Below are 14,491 nucleotides of genomic sequence, written 5' to 3'. Positions count from 1 at the left end.
TGTCAGGAGGGAAGTATATGTCGCAACCAGTTGTTTTAAAGAGTAATCCCCATGGAATCAATCTGATTTTAGATGATAGAATTCCATTTCAGGAGCTATTAGACGAGATACTTCATAAATTTAAAGAATCCGACAAATTCTTTAAAAATGCCAGAATTGCCTTGTCTTTTGAGGGCAGGAAATTAAGTCAGGAAGAAGAACTTGCAATCGTTGATTTGATCAGTCGGAATACCAGCATTGATGTGGTATGTATTTTAGATAATAATTCTCTGCGGGATGAAATCTGTGCCCGAAAGATTCAGGAATTTGATGAAAGCCAGTCTGGAAGAACCGGTGAATTCTATAAGGGAACACTGCGAAGTGGACAAGTCATCGAATGTAAGACAAGCATTGTTATACTTGGCGATGTGAACCCAGGTGCAAAAATTATTGCAAAAGGAAATATTGTGGTATTAGGCTCGCTTCGTGGCAATGCCTATGCTGGAGCGGCAGGAGATGAGCATACCTTTGTAGCTGCCCTTGATATGGACCCGGTACAGATTAAAATAGGTAATGTAATTGGAAGAAGCTCTGACCGCGGACCACTGAGTGCCATTAAGAACCGGCGGAAGACTTTAGAACCGCAGGTAGCTGTTGTTATGGATGATTCCATACTAATCGAACCGATTACAAGTGGATTATTAATGAATATATAAGATTTAGGAGGAAGAATAAATCATGAGCGAAGTAATTGTTATTACATCAGGAAAAGGCGGTGTTGGTAAGACAACAACTACTGCAAATGTAGGAACCGGTCTTGCACAGTTAAATAAAAAAGTAGTATTGATTGATACCGATATCGGATTACGTAACCTTGATGTAGTTATGGGTCTTGAGAACCGTATTGTATACAATCTGGTAGATGTTGTAGAAGGCAACTGCAGAATCAAACAGGCATTAATCAAAGATAAGAAATATCCGAACCTTTTCTTATTGCCGTCTGCCCAGACCAGAGATAAAACCTCTGTTACACCGGAGCAGATGCAGAAATTAGTAGAAGAATTAAGAGAAGAATTTGATTACATATTATTAGACTGCCCGGCTGGAATCGAGCAGGGATTTAAAAATGCAATTGCAGGAGCAGACCGTGCACTGGTTGTTACCACACCGGAGGTATCTGCAATCCGTGATGCAGACCGTATCATTGGTCTTTTAGAGGCAAATGAGATTAAGAAAATCGAGTTAATCGTAAATCGACTGCGTATGGATATGGTAAAACGTGGCGATATGATGTCCATTGAAGATGTTCATGAGATTCTTGCTATCGATTTAATCGGTGCAGTTCCGGATGACGAACAGATTGTAATCTCAACCAACCAGGGTGAGCCGTTAGTAGGCTCTGACAGCCTTGCAGGACAGGCATATTTAAATATCTGTAAACGTATCATGGGAGAAGAAGTACCGCTTCTTGACTTAGAGTCTAAAAATGGCGTATGGTCTAAATTCGTAAGTTTATTTAAGAAAAACTAGGGGGATAATAATTATGGGATTCATGGATTTTTTTAAGAAAAAGAATTCCGGTAATGTAGCGAAAGACCGTCTGAAATTATTGCTGATTTCAGACCGTGCTGACTGCTCACCGGATGTAATGGAAAATATCAAAAACGATATTATCCAGGTAATATCAAAGTATATGGAAATTGATGCGGAAGGGCTTGATATTCAGATTACCCAGACCGAATCAGATGGTAATAACGGAGCTGTTCCGGCATTGTTTGCAAATATTCCGATTAAGGATTTGAAGCATTCCGGAAAATAATAGACTTCAGATTGGAAGTAGTGATTTATGTTAAAACAATACCGCTTAAGAGACTACCGTTTCCGACTGGTATTTTATGTGGTGGCACTGACCATCATTGGAATTATGGTAGTTGGCAGTGCAAAGCCTTCCGTACAGAATAAGCAGATTGCAGGATTAATCTTAGGTCTGATTGTAATGGTTGGTATATCGCTGATTGATTACAATTTTATATTGAAATTCAGTTGGATATTCTATTTTGTTAATGTGGCTTTATTGGCAGCTATCTTTGTCATTGGAGAAAAGACAAAAGGCGCGCGCCGCTGGCTGAAGCTTGGAATCCGCTTTCAGCCTTCCGAATTAGGCAAAATCCTGTTAGTTTTGTTTTTTGCCTATTATCTAAGCAAAAATAAAGATAAACTGAATAATATCCGGACGCTGTTTTGTACGCTGGTATTGGCAGCAGTACCGCTTCTTCTGATTTTTAAGGAGCCGGATCTTTCTACCACAATTGTTACAGCATTAATTTTTGCATCCCTCTTGTTTATTGCCGGATTAAGTTATAAAATAGTAATGGGTGTGCTGGCAGTGGCAGTTCCGTCACTGGTTGTGGTCTTAACGCTGGTATTACAGCCGGGACAGAAACTTTTGACAGGAAATCAGGCACTTCGTATTTTAGGCTGGCTGGAACCCGATAAATATCCTAACATTGCATATCAGCAGCAGAACTCGATTATGGCAGTGGGCTCCGGACAACTCTGGGGTAAAGGACTTAATAATACGAATATTGTTTCTGTTAAAAACGGTAACTTTATATCAGAACCACAGACAGACTTTATTTTTTCTATAGTAGGTGAAGAGATGGGCTTTATCGGCAGTGTTATTATTATCGTATTACTGTTTCTGATTACCATAGAATGTCTGTTGGTTGCAAGACGTGCAAAAGACATGGCAGGCCGGTTGATTGCCAGCGGAATTGCTGCATTGATTGGTTTCCAGAGTTTTGTAAATATATGCGTTGTCACAGGCTTGATGCCAAATACCGGACTTCCACTTCCTTTTGTAAGCTATGGATTAACATCGTTAGTCACGCTGTTTGCGGGAATTGGTCTGGTAATGAATGTAGGGCTTCAGCCTAGAAAATATGGACAGGGGGACTAAACAAATGAATATCGGTTTGATTGCACACGACGCGAAGAAAAAGCTTATGCAGAATTTTTGTATTGCATACCGGGGAATTCTTTGTAAAAATGAACTTTTTGCAACGGGAACTACAGGAAGACTAATTGAGGAAGTAGCAAATCTGAATGTCCACAAATATCTCGCAGGTCATTTAGGCGGTGCACAGCAGCTTGGTGCACAGATTGAGCATAACGAGATTGACCTTGTGATTTTCCTGCGTGATCCATTATCACAGAAGTCACATGAGCCGGATGTAAACAGTGTAGTTCGTTTATGCGATATACACAATATTCCACTGGCAACAAATCTTGCTACTGCAGAGCTTTTGATTAAATCATTAGACAGAGGAGACCTTGAGTGGCGTGAAATGTATAAATAAACGTGTACTGGCAGGTCTGCTTGTTGTATGTGTGTTCATATCTGTAACGGGTTGTGGGAAAGCCAAAAGCGTTGTAGAGAATGGCTATCCGGTATATGGAGAAAGCAGCAGCATAAATGTGCTATCCGGTGCAGAGGATACGGTCAGCTCTTATTTTGGTGCCAATTTATGTGTTGGGGGAACTGAAAATATCGGACAGGAATCCGTAGAACATAACAGTGTGGCAGAGGCCGCCGGAGTATTTAACACGGCAACTAATACAATTACATATGCCCAGAATATATATGAGCGGATGTATCCGGCCAGTACAACAAAGATACTGACCGCTTATCTTGCTATCAAATATGGAAATCTCAGTGATGTGGTAACAATCAGTGACAATGCCGTAAATCTGGCATCTGATTCTTCTAAATGCGGATTGCAGGCGGGAGACCAGATGACTTTACAGGATTTACTTTATGGTCTGATGCTGCGAAGCGGAAATGATGCAGCCATTGCAATTGCAGAACATATTTCCGGTTCCGTAGAAGCTTTTGTGGATTTGATGAATCAGGAAGCACAGCAACTTGGTGCAACCGGTTCTCATTTTATGAATCCAAATGGACTGCCGGATGAGAATCATTATACAACCGTTTATGATTTGTATCTGATTTTCCAAAAGGCATTACAGGACGAGACCTTTTACCAGCTGATTTCTACCAGTTCCTATACCACCAATTATACAGCGGCAGATGGCAGTGCTAAGACCCAGGACTGGAGCAGTACCAATCAGTATAAAACCGGTGAATCCAAATTACCGGATGGATTTACACTGGTGGGCGGTAAGACAGGAACCACCGGGGACGCAGGATTCTGTCTTGTGTTACTTACGGATAATGCCAGTGGACAACCGGTGATATCCATTGTATTAAAGGCAGACTGTAAATCCAATCTGTATCTTGTGATGAATGAAATACTTGCCGGATGTGGTAACTAGGCATTGTATAAAGCAGCAACATATTATATAATGAACTTATATAGTTCTTCATTGAAGAAAATAATGTCTGGGAGGAAATGCGATGATTGAAATAATTGCAGGAGAAAAGGGTAAAGGAAAGACAAAAGTATTACTGGATAAGGTAAACGAAGCTGTAAAAACAGTCGGTGGCAGCATTGTATATCTGGATAAGAGCCAGAAACATATGTATGAGCTGGACAATAAAGTCAGACTTGTCAATGTTGCAGATTTTCCAATATCCAATTGTGATGAGTTTTTAGGTTTTATATGTGGTATCGTTTCATCTGATCATGATTTACATGAGATGTATCTGGATAGTTTTCTTACGATTTCCGGTATGAAGGACGAAGAATTTACCCATGCTATTGAAAAACTTGATGTCATCAGTGAGAAGTATAAAGTTAAATTTATTTTAAGTATTTCTATGGATGCTTCAAAACTTCCAGAATGTGCAAAAGCAAAAGTAGTTGTAGCACTTTAAAAATGCCTGAATTGGCAGTAAAAGCGGTGTCTTAAGTCCTTAAAATGCTTAAGACACCTTTTTTACTAAGCCTGTTCGATAGAGCGGATTCGTCCGTAGGCAGAAAGCAGATAAAGACCGCTGATTCCGACAAGTGCATAGATAATGCGGGAAAGCCAGCTCATATTACCAAACAGAAATGCCACCAGGTCAAATCGGAAGAATCCGATGAGTCCCCAGTTGATGGCTCCAATGATTACAAGTGTTAGTAATGTATAATCTAATCCTTTTGAACTCATAGCCAAAGTCCTCCTTTACTATGTAGTATGGTGCAAAGTGGATGACATTATACATCAATTTCTATTTATTCTTTATAAAGGCGGAACGATTGTGGCTGAAACAAAAAAGATTGTAAAGTATCGAAAACCATTTCATTTAAATATAGAGATTGTCATTTTTGTCATTATTCTTGTATATATTCTTTTTTATGTATTTTCTTATTTCACTGAAAAACACATTGGAATATATGAAGTGACCCAGGGTACAATTGCCGAGAATAATACTTATACCGGATTGATTGTAAGGTCAGAAAGTGTTTATACTTCCGACTATAGTGGTACCTTTAATTATTACATTGCAGACAATGCCCAGGCTGGCTGGAACAATATTATCTGTTCTGTGGATGAGACAGGCTCTGTCAGTGATCAGTTGGCTGCTGCAGCTGCTTCAGATACCACGGGGCTTGACAGTGATTATTTTAAAAATCTGAAGTCCAATGTATCACAGTTTACCCAGTCCTATGATTCATTGTCTTTTTATCATGTATATGATTTTAAAGAAAATGTAAGCTCCCAGGTCATGGAATCGGTAAATATGAGTGCATTATCCGATTTGACAGCATCCGGGGCAACGGCAAGTGATACTTTCCATATCAGTTATGCCCAGACTCCGGGGCTGATTGCTTATTATACCGATGGCTATGAAAATATCACGACAGATAATTTTACGGCAGATGATATTCAGCCGCTGGATTATAAGAAGACAACCATTAAAAATAACAGTACGATTGCTGCAGGTGACCCGATTTATAAGCAGATTACCAGTGAAAACTGGAATATCATTCTTCCGGTCAAGAAAGCAACCTATGACCGGTTAACAGACAGCAATGTTATTGAAATCAAATTTAAAAAAGACAATACGAGCTGCTGGGTGAATTATGAATTAAAAGCCCAGGGGAATGATTATTATGTGATATTATCTCTGCATAATAACATGGTTCGCTTTGCAGGAGACCGTTTTACCGATGTGGAATTACTGCTGACAGAGCGGAGTGGACTTAAGATCCCAAATTCTTCCATTACGGAAAAGGCTTTCTATACTGTTCCGAAGGAATATTTTACCCGTGGAGGCGATTCTAACTCCTTAGGCTTATATGTAAGGGACAGTAAGACCAATGCTGTTAATTTCGTTGCAACAGCAATTTTCCAGGAAGCCGAAACGGATTATTATATTGACGAAGAAGAAATTACTGCCGGCAGTATCATTCAAAAGCCGGATTCCAACGATACTTTTGAGGTGCAGGCGCAGTCCACACTTCAGGGTGTATACAATGTCAACAAGGGATATGCGGTATTCAAGCAGATTGATATTTTGTATCAGAATGAAGAATATACCATTGTAAAGGCTGGAACAGATTTTGGAATCTCCATTTATGATCACATTGCATTAGAGGGCGATGCTGTTTCCGAGGATGATCTGATTAATTAATATTGTTAAAAAAGTAACATTATCATAAAATGATATCATGAGATTAAGAGGTGTATAAAATGCTGAAAGAAAACTTAAAAGAAGTGCAGGAAAATATTTTAAAGGCATGTGAAAAGTCCGGAAGGAATCCGGAAGATGTAACATTGATTGCTGTCAGCAAGACCAAGCCGGTACCAATGCTGCAGGAAATTTACGATGAAAACATCCGTGACTTTGGGGAAAATAAAGTGCAGGAGCTGGTAGAAAAATATGATGAGCTTCCACAGGATATCAAATGGCATATGATTGGTCATTTACAGAGAAATAAAGTGAAATATATCGTTGATAAGGTCTGCCTGATTCATTCTGTAGATTCTTATCGTCTTGCTGAAGAAATTAATATTCAGGCAAAGAAGAAAAATATCACAGTTCCGATTCTTGTGGAAGTCAATATTGCTGAAGAAAGCAGCAAATTTGGTATTCATGCAGAGGATGCCATTGCACTGGTAGAACAGATTGCACAGCTTGAAAATGTACGGATAAAAGGACTTATGACCATTGCTCCGTTTGTAGAAAATCCAGAAGATAACCGTCAATATTTTCGGAATATCCGCCAATTATCTGTTGACATAGCCGCAAAAAACATTGATAATGTATCTATGAATGTCCTGTCCATGGGTATGACAGGAGATTATATGGTTGCCATTGAGGAAGGTGCTACAATGGTTCGTGTCGGTACCGGAATTTTTGGCGAAAGAAATTATAATAAATAAGTAGTTAGGAGAATGAACAATGGGTCTTTTTGATAAATTTATGGATGTTATGCGTTTGAACTCAGATGATGACGATGATGATTTCTATGATGACGATTATTATGATGATGAGGAAGAAGAAAAGCCAAAGAAAAAGCTTTTCCATAAGCATGAGGAAGAGGATGACGATTTCGATGAGCCTGTTGTAAAGGAGAAACCAAAGGCAGTCAGCAAGATTACGCCAATGCGCAGCAGCCGGAAGCAGAATGGTAATATGGCAGTCTGTGTGATTAAGCCAACCTCTTTTGAGGATGCAAGAGAGATTACTGAGACTCTTCTTATGAACCGTACCGTTGTATTGAATGTAGAGGGTCTGGATGTTGAGATTGCCCAGAGAATTATTGACTTTACCTCTGGTTCCTGTTATGCAATCAATGGAAATTTGCAGAAGATATCCAATTATATCTTTATTATTACACCGGAATCTGTTGATATTTCAGGTGACTTCCAGGAGATTTTAGACAGCTTCTCCGGTTCGTCCATTCAGACAGATTTTCGTTAATAGTATTACAATCAAAATATATGATGTGATATAGTTATGATGCAGGATGAACAATTAATAAAAAAACGCTTCCTGGACTTGTTCCAGCAGGCACAACGCAAGGGGATTGTCTGTTTCAGCGATTTTCTTACCCTGAATGAACAGAATATCTTAAATAGCTGCGCCGGATCATTGGGAATTACCTATGAATTATCGGGCGGCTGTTTTTATGCAGAGCGTCAGATAGCAGCTTTTCTTCCTGATGCTCTTTATTATGAATGGAGTTATCCAATTAAATGTATTGAAATCGCACCGGCTTATCCGAAATTTGCAGATACAATTTCCCACCGTGATGTATTGGGAGCATTGATGAATCTTGGCATTGCAAGAGAGAAGCTGGGAGACATTCTGATAAAGGATAATAATGCTTACCTTTTTGTAAAAAGGGAAATTGCCGATTACATAGCCGAGGAACTTCAACAGGTATGTCATACTATAGTACATTGTGTTTTAGAAGAACCATCAGCTATGGCAGTGGAGCCAGAATTAAAAGAATTCGAAAAAATTGTGGCATCGAATCGCTTAGATAGTGTGATAGCTGCCATGAGTGGAAAATCAAGAAGCCAGTCGGTTGTGCTGATACAATCCGGTAAAATTTTTATCAATGGTGCAGAGTGTTTACATAACACAAACTTATGTAAACAAAATGATGTGATTTCCATCCGCGGCATCGGAAAATTTATTTTTGATGGGGAAATTGGCACCACAAAGAAAAGTAAGATGAAAATCCGTTTCCGGCAGTATGTTTGATTAATGATGAAAATCCACTTCCGGCAGTATGTTTCATAAAAAAGACGAAAGGCGATAGATTTATGAATAAGAAAATTATGTATATAATTACTATATTGAGTACAGCAGTATTGCTTTTTCTCGACCAGATAGCAAAATATTTAGTCGTGCTTCATCTCAAAGGACAGGCTGCAATTCCAATTATTAAGAACGTTTTTGAATTGCAGTATCTTGAAAATCAGGGGGCAGCCTTTGGTATTATGCAGGGGAAGAAAACTTTTTTTGTGATTGGGACATTGATTTTCCTTGTAATAGTGGTAATTCTTTATCATAATATTCCACTGACGAAAAGATTTACACCAATCCGCATTGTTGCTGTACTGATTGTTGCCGGTGCTATTGGAAATATGATTGACCGTGTTGTACACCAGTATGTCATTGATTTCTTTTATTTTAAGCTAATTAATTTTCCAATTTTTAATGTGGCAGATATTTATGTGGTGGTAGCATGTATTCTCTTTATTCTGCTGATGCTGTTTTATTATAAGGAAGAGGAATTAGGTCAGATTTTCCCATTTATGAAGAGCAAAAAAGCGGAAGAGTAGGGGGGAAATTTCTTTTATGCATAAGGAAACTTTTGAAGTTACAGATGAATATGAAGAGGAACGTCTGGATAAGTTTCTAGCTGCTATCTACCCGGAACAGTCCAGAAGTTTCTTTCAGAAGCTGATAAAAGACGGGCTGGTATTGGTCAATGATGTGCCACAATCAAAAGCAAATTATCGGATGCATATAGAAGATATGGTTTCTGTGACCATACCAGATGCGGTAAAGACAACCATTTTACCAGAAGCTATTCCATTAGACATCTTGTATGAAGATGATGATGTAATTATCGTTAATAAACCCAAAGATATGGTTGTACATCCATGTCCCGGACATTACAGCGGAACGCTTGTAAATGCAATCATGTACCATTGCAGGGAAAATCTTTCCGGAATCAATGGTGAAATCCGGCCAGGCATCGTTCATCGAATTGATAAGGATACCACCGGTTCACTGATTATCTGCAAAAATGACCAGAGCCATCGTCTGATTGCAGAACAGATTAAAGTGCATTCCGTTAACCGGCTGTATCGTGGCATTGTAAAAGGCATTGTAAAAGAAGATTCCGGCACCATTGAAGGCGCAATCGGACGTCATCCAAAAGACCGTAAGAAAATGGCAATTAATGAACGAAATGGGAAAACTGCAATTACCCATTACCGTGTTATAGAGCGTCTAAAAGATGCGACTTATATGGAATTCAAACTGGAAACGGGACGTACTCATCAGATTCGTGTTCACATGGCAAGTATTGGTCATCCCTTACTGGGCGATACCGTATATGGCAGTCTGAAGAATCCATATCATCTGCAAGGACAGACCCTTCATGCTTATATCATTGGATTTGTGCATCCGACAACCGGAGAATATGTTGAGTTTAAAGCACCGATTCCGGAATATTTTGAAGATCTTTTAAATAAATTGAGGAAGAATTAATTCAGGATTCTTCTTCAATTTTTTATGCTTTCTACGGTATTATTTTCAGTAATATTTAGTGATTGACTGTTTTTAATTTTAAAAAATTTTTATTTATTTTCAGAAAATACTAGGAATAATGCACTAAATATGTTATAATTCATCTATCAAGTTATATATTTTGCATAAAGAGGTGATTGCTATGGGAAATAATGTTGTTATAACCATCGGACGTGAATTTGGAAGTGGCGGAAGAGAAATTGGCAAGAAAGTTGCAGATCGTCTCGGCATAAAGTTTTATGATAAAGAGCTTTTACAGGAAGCTGCAAAAGAAAGCGGTTTCTGCCGTGAAATTTTTGAAAATCAGGACGAAAAGCCAACGAACAGTTTCTTATATTCTTTAGTTATGGATACATATTCCATAAATGGCTATTCATCCGCACCGTTTTTAGATATGCCGTTAAATCACAAAGTATTTTTAGCACAGTTTGAAACCATTAAGAAAATTGCTGAAAAAGAATCCTGTGTCATTGTTGGTCGCTGCGCCGACTATGCACTGGCAGAAAATCCAAACTGCATCAATGTATTTATTCATGCTGACAAGGAATTCCGGACAAAACGTGTAGCTGCGGAATTACAGGTAAATGAATCCAAAGCAAAGGATGCAATCCAGAAAAAGGATAAACAGCGTGCCAGCTACTACAATTACTATACCAGCAAGAAATGGGGCGACTCAAGAAGCTATCATCTGACCTTAGACAGCAGCGCTCTTGGCATTGATAAATGTGTAGAAATGATTTTACAGTATCGTGCATTATATCTTATGAAATAAGAACCAAAAAGCGCATGAACTTTTAAAGTATTTCAAAAGAAACTTTAGAGTTCATGCACTTTTTATTTTTCATTCATAGTTTTCACTCATTTACTATAAAGCCGGACTGCCAAAGGGGCTATAAAAAGCTCTGAAACAGCCATAAGGGAATGCCTGCATAGGTCAACGGCATTTATGCGTGCGTCGGCACTGACCGGCTTAAAATGGCAGAAATTATTCGTAAAAGCTGTGTTTTGCGAATAGATAACTCACACCCTATATATACCATACTAACGCACAAAGCAGCCTTTACATCAAGTCTTTTGAATCTAATATAATTGTAAATGGACCGTCATTCAGCAAAGTTATCTTCATATCTGCACCAAAGGAACCAGTTTGTACGTCCGGAACTTCGTCACGACATTTTTCAATGATATATTCATATAATTTGTTGGCTTTTTCTGGATTACCTGCATTTACAAAGGACGGTCGATTTCCCTTACGGCAATCTGCATATAATGTAAATTGTGAAACTAACAAGAGGGATCCATTTACATCCTTTAGACTTAAATTTGTCTTGCCATTCTCATCTGCAAAAATCCTTAATCCCAATAGCTTTTTAACTAATTTATCTGCAATTTCTTCATTATCATCCTCAGCAATTCCGATTAATACCAGGTAGCCATTCTGAATGGAACCAATAATTTTCTGTTCAACTTCAACTTTGGCATGTGTAACACGCTGTATTACGAATTTCATTCTTCTAAAATTCCTTTCATTACATATTCTTATCCTATTATATATGTAAAGACATGGATTTTCCAGTAGTTTTCATGTATAATGTATTCGTAAAACACAAAACTTGGAGGCTATTCATGAAACTTCAAAAATTATATAGTTATACCAGAAAGGCGATGGATGATTTTCAGATGATTAAGGAAAATGATTCTATTGCGGTTGGTATTTCCGGAGGAAAAGACAGTCTTACGCTGTTATATGCCCTGGCTGGTTTACGCAGATTTTATCCGGTGCACTACTCTCTTACTGCCATAACAGTTGATTTGGGATATCCGGATTTTGATTTAACAGAAATCAAAGCATTGTGTCAGAAGCTGGATGTGCCATATCATATTATTCCAACACAGATTGGGGCAATTATAAAAGAGCAGAACAAAAAGAATAGCCCCTGCTCTCTTTGTGCAAAGCTTCGTAAAGGAGCATTGAATCATGCTGTCATTGAGCTTGGCTGCAACAAGGTTGCTTATGCGCATCATAAGGATGATATCATAGAAACGATGCTGCTTTCTCTTATGTTTGAAGGAAGATTTTATGCATTTCCACCGGTTACACATCTCGACCGTAGCAATCTCGATGTTATCCGGCCACTGATGTATGTTCCGGAAGTCGATGTAATTGGTTTTAAAAATCATTACAATCTTCCTGTTGTTAAAAATCCATGTACATTTGATGGAAAAACAAAGCGTCAGTATGCCAAGGATTTATTACAACAGCTTAATAAAGATCATCCTGGTGTAAAGAACCGTTTATTTACAGCAATTATAAATGGGAATATTCCAGACTGGAGGCAATTATCCAATGAATGAAAAGGCATATTATGAATCAGTAAATACAAAAAATGAATTAAAGTTACGTGAACTTCAGAAGGAGCTGCCCCCCTTCTGCCGAGAGTTTTTTATCGGAATGAAGGCGTCTGTTTCGTCCCGGACCCTATTGGCTTATGCATATGATTTAGGTATATTTTTTGATTTTATACATCAGAATAATCCCATTTGTGCGAAAAAGCCGGTAAATGAATTCACCATCGATTTGTTAGACCAGATTTCGCCTATGGATATTGAGGAATATCTTGATTATTTAAGGGTTTATGAAAAAGATGGTGTTGCGCATACCAATGATGAAAGAGGCATTTCACGTAAACTGGCAAGCTTACGAAGCTTTTATAATTACTATTTCTGTAAAGAAATGATAACAAAAAATCCTGCACAGCTTGTCCGGATGCCAAAAAAACACGAAAAAACCATAACGAGACTTGATGTAGATGAAGTTGCTATGCTGTTAGATGAAGTTGAATCTGGTGAAAAATTAACCGAACGCCAGCAAAAGTTTCATGAACAGACCAAATGTCGTGACCTTGCAATTATGACATTGCTTTTAGGAACAGGAATCCGTGTTTCTGAATGTGTGGGACTTGATATCACAGATGTAGACTTTCGTAACAACGGAATCAAAGTGCATCGAAAAGGTGGAGCTGAAGTTGTTGTATACTTTGGTGATGAGGTTCGCACAGCCCTTTTAAATTATCTGGAAGAAAGAAATACCATTGAAGCTGTGGAAGGAAGCACCCATGCCCTCTTCCTTTCCCTGCAGAAGAAACGAATCGGTGTCCGGGCAGTAGAAAATCTGGTAAAAAAATACTCAAAATTAATTACTACCATGAAGAATATTACACCGCATAAATTAAGAAGTACCTATGGAACGTCACTATATCGCGAAACAGGCGATATTTACCTGGTGGCTGATGTCTTAGGCCATAAAGATGTAAATACCACGAAAAAGCATTATGCGGCCTTAGAGGATGAACGTCGAAGAACTGCTCCAAAATATATTCATTTGCGGGATGAATAAAAATAGAAAAATAAGTAATATATTATAAAAAAGTAAAACAGTTTCCATTTTGGCATTATAAAAGTAGGTATATATTATAACCACCATCTTGGAAACTGTTTTTAAATAATAAATCTTATAAAATACTTGATATCTTATCCTGAATCCGCTGTTTTACTAATTCGGCAATTTCTTTGGATTTCATATCTTTATACTCTTCGTAATAAATCGGCTCCAAATAATGAACCTGTGTAGTAATCGGCCACAGATAAAAACTGTTAAAGACTTTGTAGGAATCAATCAGCGCAATTGGTACAATTGGTACATGTGCTTTTATTGCAGATTTAAAACTACCCGCTTTAAAATCACAGACACGATTACGGTTATTGAATTCGTAACCACCTTCCGGAAAAAGAATGTATTTCTTTCCGTTCTTTACATCTTCTGAAACTTCGGTAATAATTTTCAAAGCCTGACGGACATTATCTTTTATTAAACGCTTACCCTGAAGTAAGTCAACAAATTCACTTACAAGAATGGTATGGGATTTTGCTTCGTCCATAACAAGGGAACAAGGTTCCTTATGAGTGCTTATGATACCAAGAGCATCATATTTACCCTGATGATTCGGATACATAACATATCCACCTTCTTTTGGAAGATTTTCTTCGCCATAGGCTACAGTCTTGATTTTACCGGAACGCTTCATTAAATAAATGACATGACGAACCAGTTTATATCGTTCTTCTTCCGAATATTTTTCCGGATGATCTGCCCACTTTCTCATTTTCGGTATAATATATGGGGCTCGAAAAAGATTCATTAGAATAACATATATAAAACGTAACATTTTCTAACTCCTTGATATTTTAATCTTGTACTATGCGTAAAATAATACATAACTATTATAC

The 14,491-nt window shown here is 38.0% G+C and carries 19 protein-coding genes; 16 read left to right on the top strand and 3 right to left on the bottom strand.

Features of this window, described 5'->3' with window-relative positions; translation table 11 throughout:
• The first annotated feature begins 17 nt into the window (after positions 1-17).
• The 7 genes from minC (at position 18) to DXB39_RS02580 (ending at position 4,816) form a co-directional block, all read left to right on the top strand.
• Complete coding sequence (gene minC, locus DXB39_RS02610) at positions 18-695, top strand: septum site-determining protein MinC (RefSeq protein ID WP_117841052.1); 678 nt, start codon at positions 18-20, stop codon at positions 693-695.
• A gap of 22 nt (positions 696-717) precedes the next feature.
• On the top strand, positions 718-1,509 hold the full coding sequence (gene minD, locus DXB39_RS02605; protein WP_022243811.1) for a septum site-determining protein MinD: 792 nt from the start codon (positions 718-720) through the stop codon (positions 1,507-1,509).
• A gap of 13 nt (positions 1,510-1,522) precedes the next feature.
• Positions 1,523-1,798, top strand: a complete 276-nt coding sequence (gene minE, locus DXB39_RS02600) for a cell division topological specificity factor MinE (protein ID WP_117698374.1) — start codon at positions 1,523-1,525, stop codon at positions 1,796-1,798.
• 27 nt (positions 1,799-1,825) lie between these two features.
• Positions 1,826-2,938, top strand: a complete 1,113-nt coding sequence (locus DXB39_RS02595; protein ID WP_117698373.1) for an FtsW/RodA/SpoVE family cell cycle protein — start codon at positions 1,826-1,828, stop codon at positions 2,936-2,938.
• A gap of 4 nt (positions 2,939-2,942) precedes the next feature.
• Positions 2,943-3,338, top strand: a complete 396-nt coding sequence (locus DXB39_RS02590) for a methylglyoxal synthase (RefSeq protein WP_022243814.1) — start codon at positions 2,943-2,945, stop codon at positions 3,336-3,338.
• Positions 3,322-4,314, top strand: a complete 993-nt coding sequence (locus DXB39_RS02585) for a D-alanyl-D-alanine carboxypeptidase family protein (RefSeq protein WP_117841053.1) — start codon at positions 3,322-3,324, stop codon at positions 4,312-4,314. The genes DXB39_RS02590 and DXB39_RS02585 overlap by 17 nt, the downstream gene beginning before the upstream one ends.
• A gap of 82 nt (positions 4,315-4,396) precedes the next feature.
• Positions 4,397-4,816, top strand: a complete 420-nt coding sequence (locus DXB39_RS02580; RefSeq protein WP_117698372.1) for a twitching motility protein PilT — start codon at positions 4,397-4,399, stop codon at positions 4,814-4,816.
• 65 nt (positions 4,817-4,881) lie between these two features.
• On the opposite strand, the gene DXB39_RS02575 is transcribed toward DXB39_RS02580, so the two are convergent.
• On the bottom strand, positions 4,882-5,094 hold the full coding sequence (locus DXB39_RS02575) for a DUF378 domain-containing protein (protein ID WP_022243817.1): 213 nt from the start codon (positions 5,092-5,094) through the stop codon (positions 4,882-4,884).
• 91 nt (positions 5,095-5,185) lie between these two features.
• On the opposite strand from DXB39_RS02575, the gene DXB39_RS02570 reads away from it, so the two are divergent.
• The 7 genes from DXB39_RS02570 (at position 5,186) to DXB39_RS02540 (ending at position 10,976) form a co-directional block, all read left to right on the top strand.
• On the top strand, positions 5,186-6,562 hold the full coding sequence (locus DXB39_RS02570; protein WP_117841054.1) for an HlyD family efflux transporter periplasmic adaptor subunit: 1,377 nt from the start codon (positions 5,186-5,188) through the stop codon (positions 6,560-6,562).
• Between the two features lie 59 nt (positions 6,563-6,621).
• The gene (locus DXB39_RS02565) at positions 6,622-7,314 is read left to right on the top strand and encodes a YggS family pyridoxal phosphate-dependent enzyme (RefSeq protein ID WP_117841055.1); all 693 of its coding nucleotides are present in this window, start codon (positions 6,622-6,624) and stop codon (positions 7,312-7,314) included.
• A 19-nt stretch (positions 7,315-7,333) separates the two neighbouring features.
• Positions 7,334-7,855: a cell division protein SepF gene (locus DXB39_RS02560; protein WP_117699220.1), complete on the top strand. Its 522-nt coding sequence runs from the start codon at positions 7,334-7,336 to the stop codon at positions 7,853-7,855.
• A 36-nt stretch (positions 7,856-7,891) separates the two neighbouring features.
• Positions 7,892-8,644 carry a YlmH family RNA-binding protein gene (locus DXB39_RS02555; RefSeq protein ID WP_117841056.1) on the top strand — a complete coding sequence of 251 codons (753 nt, stop codon included), beginning with the start codon at positions 7,892-7,894 and terminating at the stop codon, positions 8,642-8,644.
• Positions 8,645-8,706: 62 nt separating this feature from the next.
• On the top strand, positions 8,707-9,228 hold the full coding sequence (lspA, locus tag DXB39_RS02550) for a signal peptidase II (protein ID WP_117841249.1): 522 nt from the start codon (positions 8,707-8,709) through the stop codon (positions 9,226-9,228).
• Between the two features lie 16 nt (positions 9,229-9,244).
• A complete protein-coding gene (locus DXB39_RS02545) occupies positions 9,245-10,165 on the top strand; it encodes an RluA family pseudouridine synthase (RefSeq protein WP_117841057.1) in 921 nt (306 codons plus the stop codon).
• Between the two features lie 181 nt (positions 10,166-10,346).
• Complete coding sequence (locus DXB39_RS02540; RefSeq protein WP_022243824.1) at positions 10,347-10,976, top strand: cytidylate kinase-like family protein; 630 nt, start codon at positions 10,347-10,349, stop codon at positions 10,974-10,976.
• 288 nt (positions 10,977-11,264) lie between these two features.
• Here the strand turns inward: DXB39_RS02540 and dtd are convergent, their stop codons facing one another.
• Positions 11,265-11,714 carry a D-aminoacyl-tRNA deacylase gene (dtd, locus tag DXB39_RS02535; protein ID WP_117841058.1) on the bottom strand — a complete coding sequence of 150 codons (450 nt, stop codon included), beginning with the start codon at positions 11,712-11,714 and terminating at the stop codon, positions 11,265-11,267.
• 116 nt (positions 11,715-11,830) lie between these two features.
• Here dtd and DXB39_RS02530 point away from each other — a divergent pair, with 116 nt between their 5' ends.
• A complete protein-coding gene (locus DXB39_RS02530) occupies positions 11,831-12,559 on the top strand; it encodes a tRNA lysidine(34) synthetase (protein ID WP_117841059.1) in 729 nt (242 codons plus the stop codon).
• A complete protein-coding gene (locus DXB39_RS02525) occupies positions 12,552-13,601 on the top strand; it encodes a tyrosine-type recombinase/integrase (protein ID WP_117841060.1) in 1,050 nt (349 codons plus the stop codon). Before DXB39_RS02530 ends, DXB39_RS02525 begins: the two co-directional genes overlap by 8 nt.
• Positions 13,602-13,716: 115 nt before the next feature.
• Here the strand turns inward: DXB39_RS02525 and DXB39_RS02520 are convergent, their stop codons facing one another.
• The gene (locus tag DXB39_RS02520; RefSeq protein ID WP_022243828.1) at positions 13,717-14,430 is read right to left on the bottom strand and encodes a lysophospholipid acyltransferase family protein; all 714 of its coding nucleotides are present in this window, start codon (positions 14,428-14,430) and stop codon (positions 13,717-13,719) included.
• Between the last annotated feature and the right edge of the window lie 61 nt (positions 14,431-14,491).

The sequence above is a fragment of the Roseburia sp. OM03-7AC genome (assembly GCF_003462625.1).
In the GTDB taxonomy this organism is placed as follows: Bacteria; Bacillota; Clostridia; order Lachnospirales; family Lachnospiraceae; genus Roseburia_C; species Roseburia_C amylophila.
This window is presented reverse-complemented; position numbering and strand designations above follow the sequence as displayed.